A 12,332-nucleotide genomic window follows, 5' to 3' on the forward strand; every position below is an offset into this window, starting at 1 on the left:
ACCACCGATCCCGGCCAGCACACTACGGTATCCCCGCAGATGCACTGCACAGCGTGGCAAGCCTCAAGCAGGCATCGTGGCCCACATATGCCGGCCACGAGCGTAAACTCCATATGGACGTCCAAACGTCATAAAAAACAGTTCAGTCAGCCAGCCGAACTCACCGAAGCCGCCACCGGCGCATGGCTGGCCACCGAAGCGGCCACGTTCACATTCGACGTCACCATCGCACCAAAGGTCAGCAGGCAAACCAGCAGGCAGGCGGCGAAAAGGCTCTGCAGGATCAGGGTTTCGAATTTCATGGTCGTTCTCCGTAAGCAGGTTGAGTAGCTTTCGATGGATATGTGGCAAGGCGCGTGCCAACCGCCCATATGCCTCGCAGGCCGCATTCCCAAGCCATTTCCTCGCATGCTCGACAAGATCGCCGATTGTCCGCGGACGGCGCCTGCGGTCATCCGGACAAGCCCGGACAGCCGGCGCGGTGTCCGCGATGTGACGGAAGCGGCGCTTGCGCCCGACACGGTTAAACGACACTCTCGGTAGGTCCACTGTTGGCTCGAAATGGACGTTTGCTGTCCAGCCGCAACGCACCGGGAGTGCAGCCATGAGCGAATCCAAAACCGCCGACCGGCTCGAACTGGTCTCCATCGATCTCTCCCAGGCGGAAACGTCAGCGCAGCTGCAGGTTCTGCTCGCCGATTCACTGGGTTTTCCGGGCTGGTACGGGCATAACTGGGATGCGTTCTGGGACGCCATCACTGGCCTGGTGGCCATGCCGCGTCGCGTACTGCTGATCGGTTGGGCCGCATTCCAGGCCCGCTTGCCGGAAGACGCGCGGATCATGAAGCAGACCCTGGACGACATGGCCGCGGAGTTTCCTGCCCTCGCGGCCAAGGTGGTCTATCGGTAGTGCCGCGCTATTCGTGTGCATGAAGCCATCCGTTGTTTCCGGTTACCGCGGTGCCTGATGTAGCGCAGCGACCGCCTGGGCGACGACGTCGCCGATGCCGGTACCACCGTTGACGCTGATGCCAAGGCGAACAACCACCAGCCGCTCGGACGGTACGATGATGATGTACTGACCGAACGCACCGCGGGCATAGAACATGTCTCTCGGCAATTGCGGCAGGCCCCACGGCGCATCCCAGACAGGTATGGCGCCCTCGTTCACCAGGTTGGTCCAGAAGCCCGCGCCATAGCCGGTCTTCAGGGTTTGGGAATGGCTGTAGGCGACCCATCCCTCGGGAAGCATGCGCTGGCCGTTGGCCACGCCATCATCGAGATAGAGCTGTCCGAACCGGGCGAAATCCCGCGCGGAGGCATAGACGTGGCTTGAGCCGACCGGCGTTCCGGCCAGATCGGTTTCCATGAGGGTGTGGTGCATTCCAAGCGGCGCGAATAGCTGGTCGCGCATGAAACGCTCTGAAGCCACGGCGTCGGTGGCGCCCGCCGCATCCATGGCGATGCGGGCAAGCAGTACATAGCTGAGATTGCTATAGGCCCATGCGGTGCCCGGGGAATGAACGAGCGGTATCGTGGTCGCGTAACGCGCCATGTCGTTCTTCAGGAAGAACATGCGCGACATCGGGTTGAGGGGCCCATTGGTTTCATCGAACGGCAGTCCGCTGTCCATGCGCAGCAGTTGATCGATGGTGATGGCATGGCGCGGATCGTTCGGCGTCTTCCATGCCGCGATCGGCGCGACCTGATCGATTCGCAGTTTGCCTTGGCGAACGAGCACGCCGATCAACGCGTTGGTGATCGACTTCGATAGCGAATGACCCCAGATCGGCGTCTCCGGCCCGTAACCGTCGGCGTAACGCTCGGCGATGAGCTTGCCGTCGTGCAGAATAACGACCGCCTTGGTCAGCCGATGCGTGGTGGCGTCCGGTTCCGAGAAGGCGAGATCAAGGGCGCGGCGCAATGCCGGATCCTGGGGTTCCACCACGCCGGGCTCGGGAAGTGCGCCGGCATTCGCATCCGCCTGCAAACCATCCGCATCGGGCACGCTGGCATCGTCGTGCACCAACACGCATCCCAGGCCTTCCCGGTACACGGCGCGGGCGGCAAATGCGCCAAGCACGGTGGTGCGTACTTCCCGGTTGCCAGGGTCGACGTGAAAGCGCATGGCCCAACCCAGGCTGCGCATATTGGGTAGCTGTTCTTCCCGGAAGATCCGCACCGGATCGACATGCGAAACGAATGCCGCGCCGCAAAGCGAGCGGCTGACCGAGTTCGTGGCGACCTGGACCAGGTCGCGACCAGACAGCTTTATGAAAACCACCAGCCCGATCGCTATCAGCGCCAGCACCGCGCAGATGACCTTGCTGACTCGCGAAATCATGCGGCTTTTTTCCAGCACGTCCTTGGTGTCCCGCCCCATCGGTGATCCTCAAGCAGTCGTTGGCATGGCCCGCACTCTGCGTCAGAGTCGCCTGGCGCGCCAACCAGAGGTGACGAATGGCACCGGATCAGTGACGAGTTGTGGCCCCATGGGGGCCGACGGACTCACCAGCAGCGCTTCCTTCACGGCGCGGAAGATCTCGGCCAGGCTTGCCGGTTTCGGGGCGAAGGCAGACCTCTGGTCATTGGCAGCACCGACAAAGCGGCTCGCAGGTGGTGTCCAGTCTCAATCCTTGCGCGGCGATTGTTCGGGCTATCCTGATGACTCCGGAGTGGAGACTTTCCATGGCCAAGCTTGTCTTCGGATTGAACCAGTCTCTGGATGGCTACGTCGATCACTTGGCGTTCGCGCCTGATCCGTCGCTCTTTCGCCACTTCATAGAGCAAGTGCGCGACCTGGCGGGCAGTGTGTACGGTCGCCGCATGTACGAGGTCATGCGTTATTGGGACGAAGACTCTCCTGAGTGGGGCGCGGAGGAACGCGACTTCGCGGCGGCGTGGCGGAGCCAGCCGAAATGGGTCGTATCGCACTCGCTGAAGTCAGTCGGCCCGAATGCCACCCTTGTCGCCGATGACATCGAGGCGGTAATACGGGGGCTGAAGGCCGAGCTCACTGGAGAGATCGAAGTCGCCGGACCAGAGCTGGCGGGAAGCCTGACCGATCTCGGTCTCATCGATGAGTATCGTCTCTATCTGCACCCCGTTGTGCTTGGCCACGGCAAGCCATTCTTCGCCGGGCCTCGGCCACCGCTTCGCCTTGTGGCCAGCGATTTAATCGGCGAGGGCGTGATTAGGTTGACGTACGTTCCCGCTTGATTGCGTGATGGGCTCGACGGATGACGCCGACGCATCGACGCATAAGGTCCGGATTGGATTGTGGATTCAGGCTGTCGTTGCAACACAAAAGGCTGAGCGAGCAGCAGAGTGTTGCAACGGCAGGCTGAATCCTCAGTCGGAAGCGGACACAATCACTGCTAGCCGTGGAAAAGGATGGCCAGAAGTACCAGTCCCGCAAGAAGAGTCGCCGCCTGGGAGGTAAATAAGGTCCAACCAATGACGGGCCGCTCCCTGCAGAGACGCTTATTGATGGCTATCGCTCCCATATCGGCGCCCCAGAGCTTTCTGAAACGAAAAACCACCGAGTTGCTATAGCTACCCGTAACCGCGATTAGAACGAGCACCACCATACGAACTGCGTGCATACCCACTCCGATTGAAATTGGCGATACCTGCTGGCGTTGCTTCACGCTTCAGTCGTCCGCTCCGGGTCGGAAGCAGACATTTGCTGCCGACTGAAACGGCTAGCTTTCGGTCTTCGTACGACGGGTCGGCACTATCAAATCAACTATCGGCTCAAGGACTATTTCCGGGAAAGTCTCGGCAATTGCCTCTCGCATAAGCTCCCCGGCCTCCGTATCGAGCGTATCCACCAAGAACGCGCTCTCCCGGGAGGCTTCATTCGGCCACTGAGCGTAGCTGTACCAGATATCGTCCGGACCTCGGTGCAGCCTTGAACCAAGCGAACCGTATCGATACAGATAGAGCTCGGAGATACGCGTCCAGGCCTCGATGAACTGAGCTTCCATTCCTGGATGCAATCGCCACCGATAAATTGCAGCAAAGCCAGCGAGGGATTCTTTCATTGGCCGCATTCCCTTTCATTGCTTAGGTCCGCTCCGGGTCGGTAGCGGACCTTACGTTACCAAACGATTAGAGAGCCCATGGGCCATCTTCCGTCCCAGCCACATGGAAACTTCCCAGCCTCGTACACACGAAGAAGATGCAGAAAGAAGCTCGGGCGCCCTTGGCAGTCTCCGTACTCGTATTCCATGATTGCGAACAGAATGTCCCAGCTTACGGAATCAACAAAGCCTCGCGGGAATCCCCTCGATTCCGCAAAGCTTGCCCATTTTCCGCCAGCCAGAACCGAAACCGCGCTGGCCTTGGCTTCTCGGGCAACGTCATTCCAACCGTGATACCTGTCGCAATAGTTCCCGTGAAGAAAGCCCGTGAGGCGGTTACTTGCCGCCAATTGGATGTCTTGCCAGGTCTCCAATGGACACTGCGCTAGCGCTTGCTGCCAATCTGGGGTTTGAACAACCTGGAAAGGGATGTCCACGACGGCCGAGCCTCCGACTTGGCCAAACCAGTTGATAGCATCAAGACGTTCCTTCAGCCCCTGATCCATGTCCCGTCCTCAATGCTTCGCCAACCATGATGTTCGCGTCGATTTGGTCCGCTACGGGTCGCAAGCGGACGCTTGCCTTCTGTTAACCGCCCAACGCTCCCAGCTCTTCAGCCCACATCGATCCCTCGGCGAGTGCTTGAGGATCACGCGCCTCCAAGAGCCTCCGTAGCGCGACCGTCGACTCCGGGGTTACGGCTCCATCCAGAAAGCCATCTGGCCCACCGGCTGCCAGTGCAGCTTCGACCAGCTGCCGATAGCACAGAAGAACTTCGGACATCGTCCAAACGTCCCTGTTGATGTAGCAAGGACGGAATCCAGCATCATGGTTCAAGTAGTAGACCGCACCCGCCGGGCTAACGGCGATCGAATCCCCCGAGCCATTTGAGCCAATGACGTAATAGCAGAGGAGATCGGCGTCATCCAATCGCCAGATTTGAGCGACAGTAGGGAGCACTCCGTTCTTTGGCGGGGTGAAATCAAGGAAGGGGGCAGCGGATGCGGGAAGACCGACCTCACCTAGAAAAGCCTTTGCCTCAGAGGGAACAGGGAGACCCTCAAAGACCGCCGAAGAGAAGATCACCAACTTTTCCCCGGCTTCTCTCCAGGCATCCATAAGTTGATACGGCTCCATCCCCCTCACCCCTTGCATCCAGTTGCGTAGCAAAGTGCCACGTTCGCCTTAGGTGCGCTATGGGTCGGAAGCAGACATTTCCCTTCATCACGTCACGGCAAGCAATATCCCGATCGCTACGCCGAGGGCGGCCAGTACTTGCCACCACCAAGCGCGCGCCCAGCAACGAACCGCAGCGATACCTGGCAATAGCATCGAAAGAAACATCACGGCGACCACTGGAACAACTAAAGGAAGCCACTCGCCGTGTGTCTGATCGGTGTCTGCCGGCAAAAATAGCTCCTTGGTCGAGCGCACCAACACCCAAAGAAGTGGAGCTGCCGCAACGAACTCTATCCACCCTAGGAACCTTAAGACTCCGCGCAAGCGCCACACCATTCTTTAGCTCCTAGGTCGTTAGCAACAAGCACTTCTAAGGTCCGCTACGGGTCGGAAGCAGCCCTCTCCATGCTACCCCCGACACCGCAACGGGCATCGAGCCGCCAGTCTTCCGCCGGCCAGAGTATCGCCTGCGCAACCATCACATGTTCACCGTAGAAGGTTGCCGCTGGAGAGCCGGTACCCGAGATCCAGCGCCAGGAAAACGCGGAGGCAGAACTCAGCATCGTCCTTGCCCCACAGCAGGTACTAACGCCGTGTCGCCAGCACGCCATCCAGCGCCAGTTGTGCCTTGAAGCCTGCCTTTTCCAGGCGCTTGGCCACTTCGCGCGGGACGTCGCGGTCGCTGGTGAGCTTGTTGGGGCTGCCGGTGTAATGGAACATGCGGCCGCCACGGCGAAGCACGCGCGCCAGCTGGTCATAGAACGCCTGCGAGTACAGCTCGCCGGCGATGCCGAAACGTGGTGGGTCGTGCAGCAGCGCGTCGACCGAGGCATCGGCGACTTCCGTGATTGCCTGTGACACGTCGGCATGGGTGAGCTGCAGGCGATCGCCGCTGGCGGGCGCGTCGGGATCGGGCGACCACGGGTTGAGCGTGCGCAACCACAACACGTCCGGGTTCTTCTCGAACGAGTGGATGCGTGCCACGCCGGCCTCCAGGCAGCAGGCCGCGAAATAGCCCAGCCCGCCGCAGGTATCCAGCAACACCTTGCCGCGCGGCTCCACCAGCGCCACCTTGCGGCGCGCATCCTCGAACGGTGATGCCTTGGCCGTGGGCAACATCTTGATGCCGTCGATCTCGAAGGTGGGCGCGCCCCACTCGGTGGGCACCAGCTTGATCAGCGAGCCGGAGAAGCGCGATGCCGGCGCAAACTCATCGCCATCCCAGTAATAGATGGTGCGGTCTTTCAGCTTGTGCGGATACGGATAGCGCTCGCCCTTCCAATGCCAGTCGTCCGCCTGCAACGAGGCGCTGCCGCTTGAACGCTCCAGATCCAGCGAGCCAGTCCATGCGGTAGCGCCGCCCTGGTGCGCGGCCAGTAGCGCCTCTGCGACCGGGCGTGTGAGCAGGGGGCCGGAATAATGCGACACGGCGGATCATCTCCAGGAATGGCGGGCGAGAACGAGTGTGAGGATGATCCGGCCGTGAGGGCTCAGCGCATCGCCAGGGCCAGCACGATGCCGATCCACAGCGCCATGCCCAGCCAGTTGTTGTTGCGGAAGGCCCACAGGCAGGCATCGCGGGCACGCGCGCGCATGCGCCACAGCTGCCAGCCGAACAGGCCGGCGGCCACCAGCAGGCTCAGCCAGTAGGGCCAGCCGAGCGCGCTGCGCTGGCCTACGAACAACATGGCCAGCAGGAAGGTGGCCATGAGAATGCCGATGATCGGCAGGTCCGCATCGCCGAACAGGATGGCGGTGGACTTGGCGCCGGCCTTGAGATCGTCGTCGCGGTCCACCATGGCGTATTCGGTGTCGTAGACCACCGACCACAGGATATTGGCGATAAACAGCAGCCAGCCCACCGGCGGCACGCTATGGGATACGGCGGCGAACGCCATCGGAATCGACCAGCCGAACGCCGCGCCAAGTACCACCTGCGGCAGGTTCGTGTAGCGCTTGGTGAACGGGTAGATCGCCGCCAGCGCGGCGCCGCCGAAGGACAGCCAGATGGTCAGCTTGTTGGTGAACAGCACCAGCACGAACGAAAACACCAGCAGGCTGGCGAATACGATCAGCGCCTCGCGCGGGCTCACGCGCCCGGCCGCAATGGGGCGGCCGGCGGTGCGTGCCACCTGCGGGTCGAGCTTGCGGTCGGCGTAGTCGTTGATGGCGCAGCCGGCGGCGCGCATCGAGAACACGCCCAGCGTAAAGATCACCAGCAGCTTTACCGGCGGGAAATCCCCCGCGGCCAGCCACAGCGCCCACCAGGTGGGCCACAACAGCAGCAGGGCGCCAATGGGGCGATCCATGCGCGTCAGCACGAGATAATCGCGCACCTTGCCGCGATAAGGCGCCGGCAGCCTCTGCAGCAGCCAGTCGAGCACGCGCGTGGCACGGGTGGAACTGTCCGCCGGCTGGGCGGCGGCGGGCGATTTGGCCGGACCGGCCGGCCGCGGGCGTGCCGCCGTGGCCGGGGACAGGGTGCGCCTCTGGCGCTTGCGGGAGGAAGGAGCCATCGTGCGAGTTTAGCGTGGCACGCCATGGCCGGTGGCGTGACCTGGCGCCGATTTACGCTGCCGGCGCTGTCGCAGCCCGGTCATAAAGCGCCCTAAACTGGACAACCGTTACGCCGCACGGAGAACCGAGCCATGCCCAAGGCACTGAGCCATATCGCCCTGATCGTTGCCAACCCGACGCGCAGCGCGGACCTGTTGACCGGTGTATTCGACGATGCGCGCCTGTTGCACGGCGAGAACCCCACCGATTCGCATCCCGAGGCCAGCGTGCAGATAGGCGGGACGACCTTCGTGCTGGTACGCGGCAACGGTCCGGCCATGCGCAACGGCGACCACATCGCCTTCGCCGTCAGCAAGGCCGAGCAGCTGGCCTGCGCCCGGCGCATGGACGCGCTGGCGCTGGACTACCAGATGGCGCGCAACGACACGGCGCTGTATTTCAGCGACTACGACAACCATGTGTTCGAGTTGGAGGTGGTCGAAGAGGGTGACGCGGGAGAGCTTGGATAGCCGACCTGGACCGTCGTCATCCCTGCGTTCGCAGGGATGACGGAGAGGGCGGGGGAACGGAGGGAAAAACATCACCCCCGCAACAACAACCGATACGCCGAATTCTCGCTCTCGTCGCGGAACGGATAGCCCAGCGTATCGAGAAAGGCCTGGAACAGCGCGCGCTCGTCATGCGGTACCTGGATGCCGACCAGGATGCGGCCGTAGTCCGCGCCCTGGTTGCGATAGTGGAACAGGCTGATGTTCCAGTCCGGATGCATGTGCCCTAGGAAGCGGGTGAGCGCACCCGGGCGTTCGGGAAACTCGAAGCGGTACAGCAGTTCATCGCGGGCCAGCGGCGAGCTGCCGCCGATCATATGGCGCAGGTGTTGCTTGGCCAGTTCGTCGTCGGTGAGATCGAGCACGCCAAAGCCGTGCGTACGGAAAGCGTTGATAAGCGTGTCGCGCTCGTCGCGCCGCGTGGTCTGCACGCCCACGAAGATATGCGCCTCGGCGGCGTTGCCGATGCGGTAGTTGAATTCGGTGATGCTGCGTTGGTCCAGTGCGGCGCAGAAGCGGCGGAAGCTGCCGCGCTCTTCCGGAATGGTGACGGCGAACACCGCCTCGCGCTGCTCGCCCACTTCGGCGCGTTCGGCCACGAAGCGCAGGCGGTCGAAATTGAGGTTGGCGCCGGACACGATGGCGACCATCGGTTCGGCGGTTGCGCCGTGCTCGGCCACGTATTGCTTCAGGCCCGCCAGCGCCAGCGCGCCCGCGGGCTCCGGCACGCTGCGCGTGTCCTGGAACACATCGCGAATGGCTGCGCAAATCGCATCAGTGTCCACCCTCAGCATCGCATCGACATGCTGGCGGCAAAGCTCGAAGGTAAGGTCGCCCACGCGTTTCACCGCCGTGCCGTCGGCGAACAAGCCCACTTCGGCAAGCGTCACGGGCGACCCCGCCTCAAGCGAACATGCCATGGCGTCGGAGTCGCAGGTCTGCACGCCGATCACCTTCACCTCGGGGCGCAGCGCCTTGATATAGCCGGCGACGCCGGCGAGCAGGCCTCCGCCGCCCACCGGCACGAACACCGCATGCAACGGGCCAGGGTGCTGGCGCAGGATCTCCATGCCCACCGTGGCCTGGCCCGCGATCACCGCCGGGTCGTCGAACGGATGCACGAAGGTGTAGCCATGTTCGGCCTGCAGCTGGGCGGCCGCGGCCTGGGCATCGCTATAGGAATCGCCGGACAGCACCACCTCCACCTGCGCGCCACCGAAGCGGCGCACCGCATCCACCTTCACCTGCGGCGCCGTCACCGGCATCACGATGATCGCGCGGATGCCCAGCCGGGCGGCGGCCAGCGCCACGCCCTGCGCATGGTTGCCGGCCGAGGCCGCGATAACGCCGCGCGCACGCTGCGCGGCATCGAGACCGATCATGCGGTTGTAGGCGCCGCGCAACTTGAACGAGAACACCGGCTGCTGGTCCTCGCGCTTCAGCAACACTTGCTGGCCCAGCCGCGCGGAGAGCAGCGCCGCGGCATCCAGCGCCGTCTCGCGCGCTACGTCATAGACCCGCGCGCCTACCGTTTGCCGCAGCAGCTCGTGCGCACTGAAGCCGGCGGCGGCATCGGCGTGTTCGGCCAGTGCATTCATGGAGTGGCGCTGGCGGGGTGGCTGACCTCGATGACGTCGACCAGCTTGCGTGTCTGCTTGATGATCTGCTCCACCGTTTCATCGGCGCCATGCATCACCAGGGTCAGCTGCGACACATCCGGGTCCTGCGTGGCGGCGACGGTCAGCGTATCGATGTTGCAGTGGCGCGCGGCGAACAGGCCGGCCACGCGCATCAACGCGCCCGATTCGTTCTGCAGCAGGATGGATAGCGTGTGTTTCATGGTGGTACTCCGTAACCCTGGGCACGCGTCATCCCAGCTTTCGCTGGACGACGGTTGGTTAGAACATGTCGGACGCGGCATCCGCGGACGCCGCCGGCAGCACCCGCGACGGAATGAAATCGCCGGTGATCATCTGCGCATACGTCGCGCCGGGCCCCACCATCGGATACACGCCGGCATCGGGATCGATCATCACCTCAAGGAAGGCAGGACCCTCGAAGGCGATGAAGTCGGCGATGGTGTCCGCCAGATCCTCCTTGCGCTCCAGCCGCTTGGCCCACTCGAAACCATCGGCTTGCGCGGCCTTGATGAAATCCTTCTTGTGCAGGCTCTTGTCGGACGAGGCGAAGCGGCCGCGGAAAAACAGCTTCTGCCACTGCCGCACCATGCCGTCGCCGATGTTGTTGAGCACCACCACTTTCACCGGCAGGTTGTAGGTGGTGACGGTTTCCAGCTCGCCCAGGTTCATGCGGATACTGGCGTCGCCGTCGATATCGATGACCACCGCGTCGCGCCGCGCGAACTGCGCGCCGATGGCGGCCGGCAGGCCGAAACCCATGGTGCCCATCGAGCCGGAAGTGAGCCAATGGCGCGGTTCGCGGAAATCGAAGTACTGCGCCGCCCACATCTGGTGCTGGCCGACGCCGGTGCTGATCACCGCGCGGCCCTGCGTGTGGCGGTTGATCGCCTCGATCACCGCCTGCGGCTGGATCAACGCGCTGTCGCGGTCGTAGTTCAGCGCGTGCGTGCTCTTGAGCGCGGCGATATGCGCATGCCAGTCGGCAAAGCGCTGCCCGGCCCCGGCATGCAGGCCATGGCGCATGCCGTACTGCTGCAGGCGCGACAAGGTACGATCGAGGTCGCCGTGGTGATGCCAGTGCACCGACTTCACCTTGCCGATCTCGGCCGGATCGATATCGATCTGCGCGATGAAGCGCGCGTTGGGCGCGAAGCGGTCCGGCACGCTGGCCACGCGATCGTCGAAGCGCGCGCCCAGCGCCAGCAGGAAGTCGCAGTCGTCCACGGCGTAGTTGGCGTAGGCGGTGCCGTGCATGCCCAGCATGTGCAGCGCCAGCGGTTCGGTGGTGTCGACCGCGCCGATGCCCATCAGCGTGGTGGTGACCGGCAGGCCGAACTGCTGCACGAAGGCGCGCAGCGTGGTGGCCGCCTCGGCGGCGATGACGCCGCCGCCGGCGTAGATGAGCGGGCGCCTGGCCTTGGCCAGCGCGTCGAAGAAGGCGGCGCATTGGGCGTCGTCCAGCCGCGCGTGCTCGATGGCATGCTGGCGCGCGCGATAACCCGGGATGGGCAGGCGCCCCTCACCGGCGAAGGTGAGCGAGGTGTTCTGTACGTCCTTGGGAATATCCACCACCACCGGGCCGGGCCGCCCGCTGCGCGCGATCTCGAACGCGGTGCGCAGGGTCACTTCCAGTCGGGTGGGATCGGTAAGCAGGAACACATGCTTGGCGCAGGCGCTCATGATGTTGCTGACGGCGGCTTCCTGAAAGGCATCGCTGCCCAGCGCCGCCGTGGGCACCTGGCCGCAGATCACCACCATCGGCACCGAATCGGCCATGGCATCGCGTACCGGCGTGACCATGTTGGTAGCGCCCGGGCCGGAGGTGACGATGGCCACGCCCACCTTGCCCGAGGCACGCGCATAGCCTGCCGCCATGAAGCCCGCGCCCTGTTCATTGGCCGGCACGATCAGCGGCATCGGTTCGCCGCCCACCGGTGACAGATGCGTGGCGTTGAAACGGAATACCGCGTCGTACACCGGCAGGATGGCACCGCCCGAATAACCGAACAGCACGTCGACGCCTTCATCGGCAAGTACCTGCACCACGATTTCCGCGCCGCTCATGGCCTGGCCGGCGAGCGGGTGAGTGGCGGCCGGAGCGGATATCTCCCTTTGCAGTGGCACGTTCACGGTTCTCGGATTTCCCTTGGATTCGCCGCACGCGCGGCGGGTCGAAAGTCGTGTTGGAAAACTCCCTCCCTTGCCTGGGCAAGAGAGGGCCGGTGAGGGGGAAAGCGTGTGGCGGGATAAGCGCCCCTCGTAAAGCGAAACAAACACGGCGAGTGAAGCTGCCCTCCGGACTCGTCATCCCCGCGAAAGCGGGGACCCAGTGCCTTTGGGGGGTATCGGAACGTTCAACGACG

12 protein-coding genes are annotated in these 12,332 nt (G+C 63.5%); 3 read left to right on the top strand and 9 right to left on the bottom strand.

Annotated features, from left to right (window positions below):
* Positions 1–146: 146 nt before the first annotated feature.
* Positions 147–302 (bottom strand): hypothetical protein, encoded by a 156-nt coding sequence (locus tag MJ606_RS15275; protein WP_243050407.1) that lies wholly within the window; start codon positions 300–302, stop codon positions 147–149.
* Between the two features lie 302 nt (positions 303–604).
* On the opposite strand from MJ606_RS15275, the gene MJ606_RS15280 reads away from it, so the two are divergent.
* The gene (locus MJ606_RS15280) at positions 605–910 is read left to right on the top strand and encodes a barstar family protein (RefSeq protein WP_243050408.1); all 306 of its coding nucleotides are present in this window, start codon (positions 605–607) and stop codon (positions 908–910) included.
* 42 nt (positions 911–952) lie between these two features.
* Here MJ606_RS15280 and MJ606_RS15285 read toward each other — a convergent pair whose 3' ends face one another.
* Positions 953–2,383 carry a serine hydrolase gene (locus MJ606_RS15285; RefSeq protein ID WP_243050409.1) on the bottom strand — a complete coding sequence of 477 codons (1,431 nt, stop codon included), beginning with the start codon at positions 2,381–2,383 and terminating at the stop codon, positions 953–955.
* 305 nt (positions 2,384–2,688) lie between these two features.
* Between MJ606_RS15285 and MJ606_RS15290 the strand changes: the two genes are divergently transcribed.
* Entirely contained in the window at positions 2,689–3,219 is a 531-nt protein-coding gene (locus MJ606_RS15290) for a dihydrofolate reductase family protein (RefSeq protein ID WP_243050410.1), read from the top strand.
* Between the two features lie 485 nt (positions 3,220–3,704).
* On the opposite strand, the gene MJ606_RS15295 is transcribed toward MJ606_RS15290, so the two are convergent.
* From MJ606_RS15295 to ubiA, 4 genes are all read right to left on the bottom strand, one after another.
* Positions 3,705–4,046, bottom strand: a complete 342-nt coding sequence (locus MJ606_RS15295; protein WP_243050411.1) for an antibiotic biosynthesis monooxygenase — start codon at positions 4,044–4,046, stop codon at positions 3,705–3,707.
* Between the two features lie 627 nt (positions 4,047–4,673).
* Positions 4,674–5,222, bottom strand: a complete 549-nt coding sequence (locus MJ606_RS15300) for an SUKH-4 family immunity protein (RefSeq protein WP_243050412.1) — start codon at positions 5,220–5,222, stop codon at positions 4,674–4,676.
* 627 nt (positions 5,223–5,849) lie between these two features.
* Positions 5,850–6,692 carry an MnmC family methyltransferase gene (locus MJ606_RS15305; RefSeq protein ID WP_243050413.1) on the bottom strand — a complete coding sequence of 281 codons (843 nt, stop codon included), beginning with the start codon at positions 6,690–6,692 and terminating at the stop codon, positions 5,850–5,852.
* Positions 6,693–6,754: 62 nt separating this feature from the next.
* Positions 6,755–7,780, bottom strand: a complete 1,026-nt coding sequence (gene ubiA / locus MJ606_RS15310; protein WP_243050414.1) for a 4-hydroxybenzoate octaprenyltransferase — start codon at positions 7,778–7,780, stop codon at positions 6,755–6,757.
* Positions 7,781–7,912: 132 nt separating this feature from the next.
* On the opposite strand from ubiA, the gene MJ606_RS15315 reads away from it, so the two are divergent.
* Positions 7,913–8,290 carry a hypothetical protein gene (locus MJ606_RS15315; protein ID WP_243050415.1) on the top strand — a complete coding sequence of 126 codons (378 nt, stop codon included), beginning with the start codon at positions 7,913–7,915 and terminating at the stop codon, positions 8,288–8,290.
* Between the two features lie 71 nt (positions 8,291–8,361).
* Here the strand turns inward: MJ606_RS15315 and ilvA are convergent, their stop codons facing one another.
* The 3 genes from ilvA to ilvB are packed head-to-tail and all read right to left on the bottom strand — an operon-like array spanning position 8,362 to position 12,033.
* Complete coding sequence (gene ilvA, locus MJ606_RS15320; protein WP_243050416.1) at positions 8,362–9,927, bottom strand: threonine ammonia-lyase, biosynthetic; 1,566 nt, start codon at positions 9,925–9,927, stop codon at positions 8,362–8,364.
* Complete coding sequence (ilvN, locus tag MJ606_RS15325) at positions 9,924–10,169, bottom strand: acetolactate synthase small subunit (RefSeq protein ID WP_243050417.1); 246 nt, start codon at positions 10,167–10,169, stop codon at positions 9,924–9,926. Before ilvN ends, ilvA begins: the two co-directional genes overlap by 4 nt.
* 58 nt (positions 10,170–10,227) lie before the next feature.
* Positions 10,228–12,033 (bottom strand): biosynthetic-type acetolactate synthase large subunit, encoded by a 1,806-nt coding sequence (ilvB, locus tag MJ606_RS15330; RefSeq protein WP_243050581.1) that lies wholly within the window; start codon positions 12,031–12,033, stop codon positions 10,228–10,230.
* Positions 12,034–12,332 lie beyond the last annotated feature (299 nt).

It is taken from the genome of Dyella sp. RRB7 (assembly GCF_022761115.1).
In the GTDB taxonomy this organism is placed as follows: Bacteria; Pseudomonadota; Gammaproteobacteria; order Xanthomonadales; family Rhodanobacteraceae; genus Dyella.